The organism is Mycobacterium sp. 1164985.4, from assembly GCF_001668575.1.
Lineage (GTDB): Bacteria > Actinomycetota > Actinomycetes > Mycobacteriales > Mycobacteriaceae > Mycobacterium.
This window is the reverse complement of sequence record NZ_LZMD01000074.1, coordinates 42,809-57,679: the sequence shown is the minus strand read 5'-3', so window position 1 is coordinate 57,679 and position 14,871 is coordinate 42,809. Positions and strand designations below refer to the sequence as shown.

General features: G+C 68.5%; 14 protein-coding genes. 8 read left to right on the top strand and 6 right to left on the bottom strand.

Going from position 1 to position 14,871, the window contains the following annotated elements; all coding sequences use genetic code 11:
- The first annotated feature begins 30 nt into the window (after positions 1 to 30).
- From hrpA to A5650_RS15150, 4 genes are all read left to right on the top strand, one after another.
- Positions 31 to 3,939 (top strand): ATP-dependent RNA helicase HrpA, encoded by a 3,909-nt coding sequence (gene hrpA / locus A5650_RS15165; RefSeq protein WP_067292915.1) that lies wholly within the window; start codon positions 31 to 33, stop codon positions 3,937 to 3,939.
- A 129-nt stretch (positions 3,940 to 4,068) separates the two neighbouring features.
- Positions 4,069 to 4,875, top strand: coding sequence for a glutaminyl-peptide cyclotransferase (locus tag A5650_RS15160; RefSeq protein ID WP_067292912.1), 807 nt, complete (start codon positions 4,069 to 4,071; stop codon positions 4,873 to 4,875).
- Positions 4,876 to 4,912: 37 nt separating this feature from the next.
- Positions 4,913 to 5,914: a tocopherol cyclase family protein gene (locus A5650_RS15155; RefSeq protein ID WP_082950773.1), complete on the top strand. Its 1,002-nt coding sequence runs from the start codon at positions 4,913 to 4,915 to the stop codon at positions 5,912 to 5,914.
- Between the two features lie 9 nt (positions 5,915 to 5,923).
- Complete coding sequence (locus A5650_RS15150; RefSeq protein ID WP_067292909.1) at positions 5,924 to 7,060, top strand: FAD-dependent oxidoreductase; 1,137 nt, start codon at positions 5,924 to 5,926, stop codon at positions 7,058 to 7,060.
- Positions 7,061 to 7,099: 39 nt separating this feature from the next.
- On the opposite strand, the gene lipE is transcribed toward A5650_RS15150, so the two are convergent.
- The 4 genes from lipE to A5650_RS15130 all read right to left on the bottom strand — a co-directional run bounded on the left by lipE (position 7,100) and on the right by A5650_RS15130 (position 9,709).
- Positions 7,100 to 8,338, bottom strand: a complete 1,239-nt coding sequence (gene lipE, locus A5650_RS15145) for a lipase LipE (protein ID WP_067292906.1) — start codon at positions 8,336 to 8,338, stop codon at positions 7,100 to 7,102.
- Entirely contained in the window at positions 8,335 to 8,817 is a 483-nt protein-coding gene (locus A5650_RS15140; RefSeq protein WP_067292903.1) for a peroxynitrite isomerase, read from the bottom strand. Before A5650_RS15140 ends, lipE begins: the two co-directional genes overlap by 4 nt.
- Positions 8,818 to 8,826: 9 nt before the next feature.
- The gene (locus tag A5650_RS15135) at positions 8,827 to 9,297 is read right to left on the bottom strand and encodes an Rv1352/Rv1906c domain-containing protein (RefSeq protein ID WP_067292900.1); all 471 of its coding nucleotides are present in this window, start codon (positions 9,295 to 9,297) and stop codon (positions 8,827 to 8,829) included.
- A gap of 97 nt (positions 9,298 to 9,394) precedes the next feature.
- The gene (locus A5650_RS15130; RefSeq protein ID WP_231992631.1) at positions 9,395 to 9,709 is read right to left on the bottom strand and encodes a heme-binding protein; all 315 of its coding nucleotides are present in this window, start codon (positions 9,707 to 9,709) and stop codon (positions 9,395 to 9,397) included.
- On the opposite strand from A5650_RS15130, the gene A5650_RS27365 reads away from it, so the two are divergent.
- Genes A5650_RS27365 through A5650_RS15120 form a run of 3 tightly spaced genes read left to right on the top strand, consistent with a single transcriptional unit; the run spans position 9,651 to position 11,358 of the window.
- Entirely contained in the window at positions 9,651 to 10,016 is a 366-nt protein-coding gene (locus tag A5650_RS27365; protein ID WP_231992633.1) for a hypothetical protein, read from the top strand. The genes A5650_RS15130 and A5650_RS27365 overlap by 59 nt on opposite strands.
- 11 nt (positions 10,017 to 10,027) lie before the next feature.
- Complete coding sequence (locus A5650_RS15125; protein WP_067292894.1) at positions 10,028 to 10,495, top strand: VOC family protein; 468 nt, start codon at positions 10,028 to 10,030, stop codon at positions 10,493 to 10,495.
- Positions 10,492 to 11,358, top strand: a complete 867-nt coding sequence (locus tag A5650_RS15120) for a rhomboid family intramembrane serine protease (protein WP_067292891.1) — start codon at positions 10,492 to 10,494, stop codon at positions 11,356 to 11,358. The genes A5650_RS15125 and A5650_RS15120 overlap by 4 nt, the downstream gene beginning before the upstream one ends.
- A 5-nt stretch (positions 11,359 to 11,363) precedes the next feature.
- Here A5650_RS15120 and A5650_RS15115 read toward each other — a convergent pair whose 3' ends face one another.
- Positions 11,364 to 13,301: a potassium transporter Kup gene (locus A5650_RS15115; protein WP_067292888.1), complete on the bottom strand. Its 1,938-nt coding sequence runs from the start codon at positions 13,299 to 13,301 to the stop codon at positions 11,364 to 11,366.
- Positions 13,302 to 13,353: 52 nt separating this feature from the next.
- Here A5650_RS15115 and A5650_RS15110 point away from each other — a divergent pair, with 52 nt between their 5' ends.
- The gene (locus A5650_RS15110) at positions 13,354 to 14,178 is read left to right on the top strand and encodes an HlyD family secretion protein (protein ID WP_067293207.1); all 825 of its coding nucleotides are present in this window, start codon (positions 13,354 to 13,356) and stop codon (positions 14,176 to 14,178) included.
- Here the strand turns inward: A5650_RS15110 and A5650_RS15105 are convergent.
- On the bottom strand, positions 14,171 to 14,830 hold the full coding sequence (locus A5650_RS15105; protein WP_067292885.1) for an O-methyltransferase: 660 nt from the start codon (positions 14,828 to 14,830) through the stop codon (positions 14,171 to 14,173). The two genes, A5650_RS15110 and A5650_RS15105, sit on opposite strands and share 8 nt — an antisense overlap.
- Positions 14,831 to 14,871 lie beyond the last annotated feature (41 nt).

Below are 14,871 nucleotides of genomic sequence, written 5' to 3'. Positions count from 1 at the left end.
CCTGTGGAGCGCACGCCTATCCTGGCCACAGTGTCCGAGCCCTCTGTCGCGCAACTACGCAAGCGCCTCGACGGGTTGACGATCCGCGACGCCGCCCGGTTCGGCAGGCGGCTTCGCCAGCTGCGTGGCGCCGATCCGGAGAAGATCGCCAAACTCGCCGAACAGATCGCCGCGGCCGAGGGACTCGTGGCGACCCGCGCGGCCGCGGTGCCCACCATCACCTACCCCGACCTGCCGGTCAGTGAGCGCCGCGACGAGATCGCCAAGACGATCAACGAGCACCAGGTGGTGATCGTCGCGGGCGAGACCGGTTCCGGGAAGACGACGCAGCTGCCGAAGATCTGCCTCGACCTCGGTCGCGGCGTGCGGGGCACCATCGGGCACACCCAGCCGCGGCGCCTCGCCGCCCGCACCGTCGCCCAGCGCATCGCCGACGAGGTGGGCAGCCCGCTCGGCGACGCGATCGGGTACACGGTGCGCTTCACCGACCAGGCCGGCGACCGCACGCTGGTGAAGTTGATGACCGACGGCATCCTGCTCGCGGAGATCCAGCGCGACCGCCGGCTGTTGCGCTACGACACCCTGATCCTCGACGAGGCCCACGAACGCAGCCTCAACATCGATTTCCTTCTCGGCTACCTCCGTGAACTGCTGCCGAGACGCCCCGACCTCAAGGTCATCGTCACCTCCGCCACGATCGAACCCGAGCGCTTCGCGGCGCACTTCGACAACGCACCGATCGTCGAGGTGTCCGGCCGCACGTATCCGGTCGAAATACGTTATCGCCCTCTGGAGGTCGCGGTCCCGGTCGACGAGGGCGACGATCCCGACGATCCCGACCACGAGGTGGTGCGCACGCAGATGCGCGACCAGACCGAGGCGATCGTCGACGCCATTCACGAGCTGGAGAGCGAGCCGCCGGGCGACGTGCTGGTGTTCCTGTCGGGCGAGCGGGAGATCCGTGACCTCCGTGAAGTATTGGGTGGCCTTGTCGACAACAACACCGACGTGCTTCCGCTGTACGCGCGGCTGCCGACGGCCGAGCAACAGCGGGTGTTCCAACCCGGCCACACCGCACGCCGCATCGTCCTGGCCACCAACGTCGCCGAGACGTCGCTGACGGTGCCCGGCATCCGGTACGTCGTTGACCCGGGAACCGCACGCATCTCCCGCTACAGCCGCCGGACCAAGGTGCAGCGGTTGCCGATCGAGCCGATCTCCCAGGCGTCGGCCGCACAGCGGGCGGGCCGTTCGGGTCGCACGGCGCCGGGGGTGTGCATCCGCCTGTACTCCGAGGAGGACTTCGCGGCGCGGCCGCGCTACACCGACCCCGAGATCCTGCGGACCAACCTGGCGGCGGTCATCCTGCAGATGGCGGCGCTGAATCTCGGTGATATCGAGAGCTTTCCGTTTCTCGACCCGCCGGACCAACGCAGCATCCGCGATGGTGTGCAGCTGCTGCAGGAACTCGGCGCATTCGATACCGAAGGCGTGATCACCGATGTCGGCCGCAGGCTCGCGCAGCTTCCCGTCGATCCCCGGCTGGGCCGCATGATCCTGCAGGCCGATGCCGAGGGTTGTGTGCGCGAGATCCTGGTGCTGGCCGCCGCGCTGTCGATTCCCGATCCGCGGGAGCGGCCGGCCGACCGCGAGGAGGCCGCACGGCAGAAGCACGCCCGGTTCGCCGACGAGCATTCGGATTTCGTGTCCTACCTCAACCTCTGGCGCTATCTGAGTGAGCAGCGTAAGGAACTGTCCGGCAGTGCGTTTCGACGGATGTGCCGCGACGAGTTCCTGCACTACCTGCGGATCCGCGAATGGCAGGACCTGGTCGGGCAACTGCGCAGCATTGCAAGGGATCTGGGGGTCACCGAGTCCCGCGATCCCGAGCCCGCCGACCCTGGCAGCGTGCACGCCGCGCTTCTGGCGGGCCTGCTGTCGCATATCGGGTTGCGCGACGGCGACGGCCGCGAATACCAGGGTGTGCGCAACGCCAAGTTCGTGCTGGCGCCGGGTTCGGTGCTGACCAAGCGGCCGCCGCGCTGGATCGTCGTCGCCGACCTCGTCGAGACCAGCAGGCTGTTCGGCCGGATCGGGGCTCGCATCCAGCCCGAAACAGTCGAGCGCATCGCGGGCGACCTCGTGCAGCGGACCTACAGTGAACCGCACTGGGATGCCCGACGCGGTGCGGTGATGGCCTACGAGCGGGTGACCCTCTACGGGTTGCCACTGGTTCCTCGCCGCCGCGTCGGTTACTCGCAGATCGAACCCGACCTCGCGCGCGAGCTCTTCATCCGGCATGCGCTGGTCGAGGGTGACTGGCAGACCCGTCACCACTTCTTCCTCGACAACGCGCGCTTGCATGAGGAACTCGAGGAACTGGAGGAGAAGGCGCGTCGCCGCGACCTGCTCGTCGGTGACGACGAGATCTTCGCGTTCTACGACGCCCGAGTTCCCGCGGATGTGGTGTCCGCGCGGCACTTCGACGCGTGGTGGAAGAAACAGCGTCACATCACACCCGACCTGCTGACGTTCACCCGCGACGATCTACTGCGAACCGAGGACGCGGCCGCGGGACAACCGGACGCGTGGCGCGCCGGCGACCTGGCGCTGCCGTTGAGCTACCGCTTCGAACCGGGCGCCGAGGACGACGGTGTGACGGTGCACGTGCCGGTCGAGGTGCTGGCCCGGCTCGGCGGCGACGAATTCGCCTGGCAGGTCCCGGCTCTGCGCGAAGAACTGATCACCGCACTGATTCGGTCGCTGCCGAAAGCGTTGCGGCGTAACTTCGTTCCCGCGCCGGACACCGCGCGTGCCGTGCTCGCGGCGATCACGCCTGGCGCGGAACCGCTGCTCGAGGCCGTGCAGCGCGAACTGCACCGCCGCACGGGCGTGTTGGTGCCGATCGACGCGTTCGACCTCGGCAAGCTGCCGTCGCACCTACGCGTCACCTTCGCAGTCGAAGGCGCCGACGGCACGGAACTCGCACGTGGCAAGGATCTCGACGCGCTGCAGCACGAACTGGCCGCCCCGGTCCGGCGCGCGGTCGCCGACGCGGTGGCCGGTGGCCTCGACCGCACCGGGTTGCGCGCGTGGCCCGACGACCTCGATGCGCTGCCGCGGGCCGTGGAGAACACCGTCGGTGGCCACACCGTGCGCGGCTACCCGGCGCTGGTCGATGCGGGCGACACCGTCGACCTGCACGTGTTCCCCACGGCGGCCGAACAACTGGCGTCGATGGGGGCAGGCACCCGCAGGTTGTTGCGCCTCGCTGTGGCATCACCGGTGAAAACCGTTGAGCGTCAACTGTCGCCGCGCACGAAGCTGGTGCTAGGAGCGAACCCGGACGGCTCGCTACATGCGCTGCTCGAGGACTGCGCCGACGCCGCGACCGACATGCTAGCACCCGCGCCGGCGTGGACCCGCGACGAGTTCACGGCGTTGCGTGATCGCGTCGCCGTCGACCTGGTGTCCACCACCGCGGGGATAGTCGCTCGTGTCGAGAAGGTGCTCTCGGCGGCCAACGACGTCGAGGTGGCGCTGCCGTCGGCGCCGTTGGCTGCGCAGGCCGACGCCGTCGCCGACATCCGCGCACAGCTCGACCGGTTGCTGCCGCGCGGCTTCGTCGCTGCGACGGGGGCGACGCATCTGAGCGATCTGAGCCGCTATCTGCTGGCGATCGGCAGGCGGCTGGAACGGCTGCCGCACGCGCCAGCCGCCGACCGCGAGCGGATGGACAGGGTGCACGCCGTCGAAGACGCCTACGACGAACTGCTGCGGGCGTTGAGTCCCGCGCGTGCCCGCGGCGACGACATCCGCGACATCGGCCGCCAGATCGAGGAACTGCGGGTCAGCCTGTGGGCGCAGCAGTTGGGCACTCCGCGACCGGTCAGCGAGCAGCGTATCTACCGCGCGATCGACGCCGCGCTGTCCGGCTGACACGCACATGACGAAATCCGCACAAAGCCCTCGGCCGGCCCGGCCACCCTGCGCGTCGGCCTGACCGCCTAGCACGCAGTTTCGCCCCATCCGCACGCGACGCCCGTCCATCGGGTAGGCATATGCCCTATGTATGCCTGTGTTGTCCGCCGCGTGGCCGTCGTCGCGCTGACGGTGGCGACCGTGTCCTGCGGTGGCCCGTCGCCGGCCGCCCAGAGCGACACTCCCGGGTCGTCGGGCCCTGCTCCCGTGATCAAACCCGTTGTGCTGGCGGAGCTTCCGCACGACGTCAACGCGTGGACGCAGGGGCTGGAGCTGAGCGGCCCCAGCCTGTACGAGGGTACGGGCATCAAGGGCAGGTCGCAGGTGCGCGAGATCGACCCGGCTACCGGTGCGGTGCGGCGGGCGACGCCCGCGCCGAACGACTACTACGGCGAGGGCATCACCGTCCTCGGTGACCGCATCTGGGAGCTGACTTGGCGCGACGGGGTGGCGGTGCAGTGGGACAAGACCACCCTGACGCCCGTGCGGGAGGCGCCGGTCGACGGGGAGGGCTGGGGCCTGTGCCTCGACGGTGACCGGCTGGTCCGCAGCGACGGCACCGATCGGCTGAGGTTCCACGACCCGTCGACATTCGCCGAGACCGGTTCGGTCAACGTCACCCGCGACGACCAACCGTTGCGCGATCTGAACGAGCTCGAATGCGTCGACGGTCAGGTGTGGGCCAACGTCTGGCACTCGGACGAGATCGTGCGCATCGATCCGGCGACGGGCCGGGTCAACACCGTGGTCGACGCCGCGGGCCTGTGGCCCGGGCAGGAGGAGGACCCGGAGAAGGTGCTCAACGGCATCGCCCACCTCGGCGGCGACGAATACCTGCTGACCGGCAAGTTCTGGCCGTCCATGTATCGGGTGCGGCTCGATCCGCCCCGGTGAGGGTTTGCCGACCGGCCGAACCGTCAAAGCAGCGGTCATGACCGCTCTCGACACCACCAGGGACGCGACGAGGCTCATCGCGGGCCCGTTCGCCAGCCTGTATCGCCGCACCGGGGCCGATCTGCCGTTCAGCGATCCCCTGACCTCGCACGGCACCGAGATGGAGGGTTGGTTCTGGCGGCTGACCGATGCGGCGACGGGTCGCGTAGTGGTGGCGTTGTTCAGCGTCAACAAGCATCCCGACGGCGACTGGGCGACGACGGCGGTCGCGCTGCATCCGGGCGACCGTGTGTACAGCGCGGCGCTGGACGGCGCGAGCGCGGGCGCGGACCCGTTCCGGCTCGACGCCGACGACGGCCGGTTCCATGCGACATACGACCGGTTGCTCGTGGACCTTCCCGGCGTGCGCGTCGACATGAAGTTCGACGATCCGGTCCGGTGGCCCAAGGCGCTGGCCGGTGGCGGGCTCGCATCGGTCGTACCATTCCTCAACCAGTACTGGCATCCGTACCGGCTCGGCGGATCCGCCGCCGGCACCGTGGAATTCGATGATGACCGGTGGGAGTTCGACGGCGCCAAGCTCTACACCGAACGCAACTGGGGCGCGGGGTTCCCACAGCGGTGGTGGTGGGGTCAGGCGCACGATTTCGGTGGCGCCGACGTCTCGGTCGCGTTCTCCGGTGGACTGCTGGCGCTTGGGCCGCTCAAACAGGATGTCGGCGGCATCGTGGTCCGGCTTCAGAACAAGGTGCTCCGCATGACCCCGCCGACCGCCTGGGTGCGCTCCGACGTCGGCGACGGGACGTGGAGCATGCGCGCGACCTCACTTCGGTACGAGGTCGAACTGTACGGTGACGGAACACATCTCGATCCGCACATGCTCCCGGTTCCGCTCCCCGCCGAGCGGCGCAACGTCGACACCGACTTCGAGCACCTCGGCGGCCGGTTGCGGTGCGTGATCAAGGATTTCGGCCGGGTGGTGTTCGACGGCGAGTCCGAGCTGGCGGGTTTGGAGGTCGGCAGCCTGCCCGGTGGCTAGGGTGGCCGCATGCGACACGGCAGGAGTCGCCCGCGGGTGGTCATCGCGGGGCTCGGTGACAGCGGTGTGCTGACCGCGGTCAAGCTCGCGCGGCACGCCGACGTCGTCGGAATCTCCGCCAAACCGGGGCTATTGAGCGGCCAGGAACTCGGCATGCGCATCAGCAGGCCGCAGGATTGGGCCCGCTACAACTGGATTCCGTTCCACCGCTTCAACGGACTCGACCGCGTTCGCACCGTGCACGGCGTCCTGACCGGCTTGGACCCGACGGCCCGCAAGGTGATGATTCGCACCGCCGACGGTGATGTCGTCGAGCCCTATGACGCGCTGGTGATCTCGACCGGCGTCACGAACGGCTTCTGGCGTCGTCCGCATCTGCAGACCGCCGAGGAGATCACGCACGACCTCGATGCCGCACACCAGCGGCTGGCGTCCGCCCGTTCGGTGATCGTCGTCGGCGGGGGCGCGGCGGCCGTCAGCAGCGCCGCCAACCTGGCGAAGACATGGCCCGAAAAACGCGTCGACCTGTACTTTCCGGGGGACCGCGCCCTCGCAGGCCATCACCCGGGGGTGTGGCAGCGGATCGGCACGCAACTGACCGACCTGGGCGTCGGACTGCACGCCGGTCACCGCGCGGTGCTGCCGGACGGCTTCGCATGCGATGCGATCACCGACGCGCCGGTGCAGTGGAGCACCGGACAACCGGCGGCGACCGCCGACGCCGTGCTGTGGGCCATCGGCCGCGTCACACCCAATACCGGGTGGCTTCCCGCCGAGTTGCTCGACGAGAACGGTTTCGTGCGGGTCACCGCCGAGCTTCGTGTGCCAGGGGCACCAGGTGTGTTCGCCATCGGCGACGTCGCGGCGACCGACCCGCTGCGGAGTTCGGCCCGCAACCGCGCCGACGGTCTGCTCGCCCACAACATCCGCGCCCACTTCGCCGGCAAGCCGCTGCGGGCCTTCCGGCCGGCGACCCGGCGCTGGGGTTCGGTGCTCGGACCGCAGGCCGACGGGCTCGAGGTGTTCACCCCGAAGGGTCAGGCGTTCCGGTTCCCGGGGTGGTCCATCGATCGCGTGCTGATGCCGTGGATCGTCTGGCGCGGCTTCTACCGCGGTGTGCGCCCGGAGTCGACTCCGCGAAACTGAAGATATGCGCGAGATTCCGCAGCCTTGTCGCGCACAAGCTCAGTCTCGCGGCAGCTCCGCGGCGATCGCGTCCAACAACGCCGGGTAGCGGTTGGACTCGCGGTGCGGGCCCGGCTTGCCGCTGCTGATCACGCCCGCGGCGAGCCGGCGCTGCGGATCGGCCCACACCGCGATGTTGGTCAGACCCGTGTGCCCGAACGCGGCCGGGGCGCTGCGGCCGAACGGGCCGAACCGTTTCGAGCCGAGCATGAAACCGGTGCCCCAGCGAAGCGGCGCCAGGCCGACCGCGACGTCGGGTCGCAGTCGCCGGCACTCCGCGGTGGCGGCTCTCAGCGTCTCCGGTGTCATGATCCGTATACCGTCGAGTTCACCACCGCGCCTGAGCAATTCGGCGAACCGCGACAGTTCGAACGCGGTCGAGACGGTGTTCGACGACGGCAGCACGCTGGTGAGGTACTGAGGACTGTTGGAGAACGGGATGATCTTGTACAGCGACCCGCCGACCGCCAGCCGGAACACCGTCGCGGCCGGCTGCGGCAGCTCCTTGCCGGTCGCATGGCTGGGCGCAACCAACGGAACATCCTGCGCGGCAACGCCGTAATTCGTCCACCGGAAACCCAGCGGTTCGAGGATCTCGGAGGCCAGGATGTCGCGGATGTTGCGTCCGGCCGCGGCGCCGACGATCTCGCGGATCAGCGGCCCCCACGTCAGCCCGTGGTAGATGTGCACGAGCCCCGGCCGGTAGAGCGGTTTGAGCTCACCGAGCTTTTCGCGGGTGTACTCGCTGTCATCCATACGGCGCAGGTCCGGCCGTGGGCCGGTGTGGATCGGGATGCCCGCGCTGTGGGTCATCACGTGCCGGATCGTGGTGCGGTGCTTACCGTGGCTGGTGTAGCTCGGCAGGTACTCGCATACGCGGTCGTCCAGCGAGAAGCAGCCCCGCTCGACGAGCATGTGCACCACCGTCGACGTGATCGCCTTGGCAGCCGAGTACGCGCAGAACGGGGTCTCGGTGGTGACCGGAACTTTCTCCGCGTCCGGCGGATCCGAGGGACCGTTACCCCAACCGTGCCCGATCGCCCGGTTGAGCACGACCTTGCCATTGCGGCGCAGGCAGACCTGGATCGCCGGGTGCATACCGGCGCGGTACCAGTGGCGCGCGGCCTGCCAGATGCGCTCGATCGCCACAGGGTCGACCTCGGAGTGGTCCTCATCGCCGACCGCGGTCACGGCGTCGAGGTCGGCGGGTACCTCGATCCTGCCGTCCGACGCCGTCATTCGGCCGTCCTGTGCAGGGTCGCACCAAGATGGTGTTGCAGCGGTTGGCCCATCGCCGCCATCCGCAACGAGTAGACCAACTCGTCGCCGTCGACCCGGACCGAACGACCCAACGCGGCAACGTTTTTCGCGGTAGCAGTGAGGCCGATCGAGGTCGCGGTTAGTTCGAGCTCGATGACCGCGCCGTCGACCACAAGGGTGCCCTCCTCGATCTCGGTGATCCCGTTCGGATGGGCGAGCACCCATTCGGCGCGCCCCGGCGACGGCACCCGCAGGTAACCCGTCTCACCGTGCAGCGGGCGGCCGTCGTCGGCGGTGGTCTTCTGCCGGTACGTCAGAAATGGCTTGCCCACGTGGTCGAACGCGATCTGCTCGCTGTAACCGAATGGTTCGATCGTCGGATACTCGCCGGAGCCACGTCCGGACCAGACGCCCAGCAGTGGGCGCAGTGCGGCGATGTCGGGGTGGAGGTCGACCACTCCGCCAGGCTAGCGGGGGCCGCCGCTGAGGATTCCCTTGCCGATGAACGAGCCGAGTTGGCCGAGCAGATCGGTGGGCGAGCTCTCAGGCGGCGGCGCGGCGTTGGTCTGCTGCCACGGCTGGCAATCCCTGGTGGTGAACGCGGTGTCGGTGGCCTCGATGCGAACCACCTGCGGCTTCTTGGTGAGCGCGTTGTCGGGAACCTGATCGTTGTTGACGCGCTTCCAGTAGCAGGCGCTGCCGTCGATGGGACCCGCCGACGCGTAGGTCCCCGGCAGGATCTCGGTGCCGACCTGGTAGGTGCCGTCCTTGTCGATCGCGGTCAGGGGTGCGGCGGGCGGCGGCCCCGGCGCGGCGGGCGGACCCGGCGCCGTCGTATCGGTGTGGTGCGGTTCGTCCGGTTGGGCGTGCGCGACACCCAGCCCGCCGAGGGCGAGGAGTGCCGTCGCGGCAGCGGCGGCGAGTCGCGGCAAAGTCATGCGAGCCAGTCTAAACGGAAGGCGGGCCTGGCATGGAAAAAACCCGTCGCCGCAGCGCGGAGCTGCGGCGACGGGCCTGGTCATCGGGTCGACCGGATTAGCCGGCCATGAACTCGTCGTAGGCCGATGCCAGCTCCGGCGAGAGCGCCTTGACATTGCAGGTGCGCTGCACGTCGCCGATCGGCGACAGGATGCCGCGCAGGTCGTAGTACTCCTGCGGGTTTGCGTTGAAGTACCCGCGCAGGGTGGCCGAGGCCTCGTTGCGCGGCTGACCGAACGCGGTGGTCACGGCCTGATTGGCACCCGGATGGCTGTCCAGGTACGTACGGGCCGCACCCGTCACGGAGCTGACGGTGCCGGACACCGCGCTTGCGCTGCAGTCCGGTGCGGCCATCGCCGACGGCGCGGCGATGGTAGCTGCGGCCAGGCCGCCGAGCAGGCTGGCCGCACAGGCGCCGGCGATCTGCCGGCTCGCGGCGATACCACGGAATTTCATATTCTTTGTTTCCTTCATTGCGTTTGTCGCTGATTCCCCCGTCCCCGAAAACCAAGGTACCCATGGCAAACACGTGCAAACGCTCCCGCGAAACGAGGAAACGAACCTCACGCAGGCGTTACACGACAGAGGCGTGATCTGCACCGCAATTTCGGTCGAATTCGATAAGCGGGCAACCAGAAACTTCGAGATCTCTCAGAATCAGCTGGCGATCTTTAATTGATCGTGATGTGCATGGTGACCGAATTGTTATCCGCCGCAACGAGCTCCGACCATGAATCTAAGGTGGTTGCTGTGAAGTTAGACCTGCTGAGCCCCGGCGTCGAAGTCGGGCTCGTCACCACGAATCGCGACGAGATGGTCGCCTTTTACGAAGGATTTCTCGAACTCGAACCTCAGGGCGAGATCGAGTTCTCCGGCGGTTCGCAGCGGCGGTACTCGCTGGGCGGCAGCGTGGTCAAACTCGTCACCTACGAGACGCCGCCGCCGACACCCGCGGCGGCCGGAGGTGGCAGGGCGCAGGCGGGCATCCGCTACTTCACCGTCGGCGTGAAGAACCTGCGCGGCGTCGCCGAAGCGTTCGCCGCGTCGGAATACGACGTCGTCGAACCGCTGACCGAGTTCGCGCCGGTGCCGGGGATGGGCTGGATGTTCGTCGCCGATCCGGACGGCAACTGGATCGAATTGTTCGGAACGCTGTGACCGGACCCCTTCCCGGTTCGACTCCACCGGTGACGCCGACGTGCTACCGGCACCCCGACCGGGTCACCTACGTTCGCTGCGCACGCTGCAACCGCTACATCTGCGCGGAGTGCATGCGCGACGCGGCGGTCGGACACCAGTGCGTGGAATGCGTGAATGCCGGCGCTCAACAGGTCCGCCCGGTGCGTACCCAGTTCGGTGGGATGCCGTCGGACAAGCCGATGGTCACCTACGTGCTGATCGCCGCGAACGTGGTGATGTTCGCGCTGCAGATGGCGGTGCCCGGGCTGCAGCGCGAGCTCGTGCTGCAGTCCTACGCCGTCGCCGACGGCGAGTTCTACCGCCTGCTGACGTCGGCGTTCCTGCACTACGGGCCGGCGCACATCCTGTTCAACATGTGGGCGCTCTATGTGGTCGGGCCGCCGCTGGAGGCGGCGCTGGGCCGGCTGCGGTTCTCCGGCCTGTACGTGCTTAGCGCGCTGGGCGGATCCGTACTGGTCTATCTGCTGTCGTCGCCGGTCGCGCAGACCGCGGGAGCCTCCGGTGCGGTGTTCGGCTTGTTCGGCGCGATCTTCGTCGTCGGCAAGCGGTTGCGCATGGACGTGCGGTGGGTGGTCGCGATCATCGTGATCAACCTGGCGTTTACGTTCATCATTCCGCTGGTGAGCTCGCAGAACATCAGCTGGCAGGGCCATATCGGGGGACTGGTCACCGGCGCGGCGATCGCCACGGCCTACGTGTACGCGCCGCGCGGCTCGCGCGACCTGGTGCAGGCCGGGGCCAGCGCCGCAGCGCTCGTGCTCTTCGCGGTGCTCGTCTGGTGGCGCACGGCCGACCTCCTGGCGTCGCTCGGCTTGGCCTGACCTTGTCAGAGCTGGATGCGCGAGCCGACGATCACGGTGCGGTCCAGGGGTAGGCCGAAGTGTGCCGCTGCGTCGGCGGTGATGTGCGACGTCGCGATGAACAGCCGTTTGCGCCATGGCGCCATGGTCGGGGCGTCGCCGGGACACAGCTCGAGCTTGGACAGGAAGTAGGACGCGCCCTCGAGATCGATCGGGCCCTCGGTGTCTGCCGGATCCAGCAGGGCCAGAGCGCGCGGCACGTTCGGTCGTTCCATGTAACCGAACCGGGCGACCACGTGGACGATCCCGTCCTGGGTGTAGCCGAGGTCGTCGTGCGCCATCCGCTCGTCGTCGGGTACGCGCGGCACCGTCTCGGTCTCGACGGAGACGATCAGCACGTGCTCGGCGAGGACGTGGTTGTGGTCGACGTTGGCTCGCATCGCCAGCGGCGCGGTGTGCCGGCTCCGGTTCAGGAACACGGCCGTGCCCGGTATGCGGATCAGCGGCGGATCACGCCGCGCCAGGCCGTCGACGAAGCCGCGCAACGGCCCCTCGGCGCGTTCACGCGCGGCGGTGACGAGCCTGCGGCCGCGCTGCCAGGTGGTCATCACCGTGAACGCCGCGACTGCGATGGTCAACGGCAACCACGCCCCGTGCACCAGCTTGGTCAGGTTGGCGCCGAAGAACATCAGGTCGACCACCAGCAGCGCTCCCGCGCCGGGCAGCACCGCCCACAACGGCCACCGCCACCGGGTGTGCGCGTAGTAGAAGAACAGCGTCGTGGTGATCGTGATGGTGCCCGTCACCGCCATTCCGAACGCGTAGGCCAGCGAGGCCGAACTCCGAAAGGCGAAGACGAGAATCAACACTCCCAGCAGCAGGGCGCCGTTGATCCACGGCACGTAGATCTGCCCGATGGTCGAGGCCGACGTGTGGTCGATGCGCAGCCGCGGCAGATATCCGAGCCGGGCGGCCTGTGCGGTCACCGAGAACGCGCCGGTGATCACCGCCTGCGAGGCGATCACGGTCGCCGCGGTGGCCAACAGCACCAACGGGATCCGGCCCCACTCCGGTGCCAGCAGGAAGAACGGCGCAGCGACCGTGGACTCGTCGCCGAGCACCAGCGCGCCCTGGCCGAAGTAACTCAGCGTGCATGCGGGCAGTACCAGGCCGAGCCACCCGAAAGTGATTGCACGCCTGCCGAAATGACCCATATCGGCGTACAGCGCCTCGGCTCCTGTCACCGCGAGCACGATCGCGGCCAGCGCGAAGAACCCGATGTGGAAGTGGTCGGTGATGAACGTCAGGGCGTAAGTGGGCGACAACGCCTTGAGGATCTGCGGATGCCCGGCAATGCCCCGCACACCGCATACGCCGATGGTGGTGAACCACAGAATCATCACCGGACCGAAGAAGCGCCCGATCGTCGCGGTGCCGCGGCGCTGCACCGAGAACAGCGCGGCGATGATGACCGCGGTGATCGGGACGACGAAGTCGCCGAGGCCCGGGTCGATGACCTTGAGGCCCTCGACGGCCGACAGCACCGAGATCGCGGGTGTGATCATGCTGTCGCCGAAGAACAGTGCGGCGCCGAACAGCCCTAATGCGGCCAGCGTGGCCGTCACCCGTCGACCGTGCCGGCCGGTCCACCGGCGCAGCAGCGTGATCAGCGCCATGATCCCGCCCTCGCCGCGGTTGTCGGCACGCATCACCAACGTGACGTAGGTGAGCGTGACGATGATCATCACCGACCAGAAGATCAGCGAGACGACGCCGTAGACGTGACTGTGCGCGACGGGGACGGGATGCGGATCGTGCGGGTTGAACACAGTCTGGATGGTGTAGATCGGGCTGGTTCCGATATCGCCAAACACGATGCCCAGCGCGGCGATCACCACGGCCGGACGCAGCGAGGTGGTGCCGGACGCTGTGTGCACCCGATGATCATCGCCGAGCGGGGGCATGTTCGCGGCTCATCGCGACGGATGGTCCGCTGCGTTTTGGGAGGATGAGCCGATGGCCGACGATGCGCTCGACGAACTGTATGCCGCCAAGCTCGAGGACTTCACCGCGCTGCGCACCAAGCTGGCCGGAGCCCTTAAGAAGCGCGGCGATGCCGAGGCGGCCAAGCAGGTCTCGGCCGCACGCAAACCGACCACCGCCGCGTGGGTGGTGAACCGGCTCGCGCTCGGCGACGAGGACGTGAAGAAACGGCTGAAGAACCTCGGCGAACGGTTGCGCGACGCGCACGCCGCGATGGACGGTGACCGGATCCGCGAGCTCTCCACCGAACAGCGCCGGCTGGTCAACGATCTGACGCGTACGGCGTTCGAGGAGGCGGAGCTCGAGAACCCGACCGGAGCGCTGCGCGACGATGTGACCGGCACCCTGCAAGCCGCCGTCGCCGATCCCGACGTCGCCGACCGGCTCGGTCGCTTGACCAAGGCAGAGGAGTGGTCTGGATTCGGTGAGTTCGGCGACACCGCAATCGTTTTCAGCCCCACCGCCAGGAGCAAGCCGGAGCCGAAGCCCGCTGCCGAGGAGCCGGTCGACGAAGGGGGTGACACGAAGGACGCGGCGGCGCGCCGCGAACTCCAGAAGGCCCGCGCCGAACTGGCCGTCGCCGAGCGCACCAGGGCCGAGGCCGACGACGCGCTGTCCGAACTGCAATCCGACCTGGCCGCCGCGCGGTTGCGGCATCAGGACGCCCAGCGCCGGTTGCAGGAAGCCGAGCGCGGCCTGGCCGCCGCCGAGGACGCTTACGACAAGGGCAAGCAGGCCAGCCGCGATGCCACGGCCGCGGTGAAAGAGGCCAAGGCGCGGTTGCGGCGCGTTAAGTGACTGCGCGACAGCTGATCTCCATGCTGTCGCTCTCCCGCGTCGGGAACGGAACGCTGACATAGCCGTTCGCCGGGTCGCGGACATAGTCGAGGTAGGGCGCGAGTTCATCCATCGACGTGTTGTCGGCGACGACCAGCGCACCGGGGCTCATGCGCGGCTCCAGGAGCTCGAGCACCGGCAGATACAACTCCTTCCAACCGTCAAGAAGGACGAAATCAACTGCGCCGGAGAGTGTCTGCAGAGTGTGCAGCGCGTCGCCGGCGAGTACGGTGATCACATCGTCGAGTCCGATGTCGACGAACGTCTTCGTCGCGGCGGCGACCTTGGCCGCACTCAGCTCGGTGGTGACGACGGCGCCTCTGCCGTTGTCGCGCACCGCGGAGGCGAGGTGGATGGCGGAGATGCCGAGCGACATGCCGAACTCGACGACGGTGGTGGGCTTGCTCGCCCGCACCAGCGCGTAGAGCAGCCGGCCCGCCTCCGGCGTCACCGGGAGATAGAAGTCGCTGAGGGCATCGGCGCGCTCCTGCGGGGTCGCGTCGTTCAGTCGGGCGAAGTCGGCGCGCCGGAGCGCCTCCATCTGATAGCGAGCCTCGGCGTACATCCGGTCGAGCGCCTCGGCGACGCGGGACTCATGCAGTGTGATGGTCATAGTCGTCGAACGTATCGGGCCGGCGGCCGAGCCGTGTCAGG

Excerpts from the sequence above, each read along its gene's own strand:
- A5650_RS15160 (WP_067292912.1), top strand. The coding sequence starts at position 4,069 with ATGTATGCCTGTGTTGTCCGCCGCGTGGCCGTCGTCGCGCTGACGGTG.
- A5650_RS15110 (WP_067293207.1), top strand. The coding sequence starts at position 13,354 with ATGGCCGACGATGCGCTCGACGAACTGTATGCCGCCAAGCTCGAGGAC.
- A5650_RS15135 (WP_067292900.1), bottom strand. The coding sequence starts at position 9,297 with ATGACTTTGCCGCGACTCGCCGCCGCTGCCGCGACGGCACTCCTCGCC.
- A5650_RS15115 (WP_067292888.1), bottom strand. The coding sequence starts at position 13,301 with ATGCCCCCGCTCGGCGATGATCATCGGGTGCACACAGCGTCCGGCACC.
- A5650_RS15125 (WP_067292894.1), top strand. The coding sequence starts at position 10,028 with ATGGTGACCGAATTGTTATCCGCCGCAACGAGCTCCGACCATGAATCT.
- A5650_RS15155 (WP_082950773.1), top strand. The coding sequence starts at position 4,913 with ATGACCGCTCTCGACACCACCAGGGACGCGACGAGGCTCATCGCGGGC.
- lipE (WP_067292906.1), bottom strand. The coding sequence starts at position 8,338 with ATGACGGCGTCGGACGGCAGGATCGAGGTACCCGCCGACCTCGACGCC.
- A5650_RS15150 (WP_067292909.1), top strand. The coding sequence starts at position 5,924 with ATGCGACACGGCAGGAGTCGCCCGCGGGTGGTCATCGCGGGGCTCGGT.
- A5650_RS15105 (WP_067292885.1), bottom strand. The coding sequence starts at position 14,830 with ATGACCATCACACTGCATGAGTCCCGCGTCGCCGAGGCGCTCGACCGG.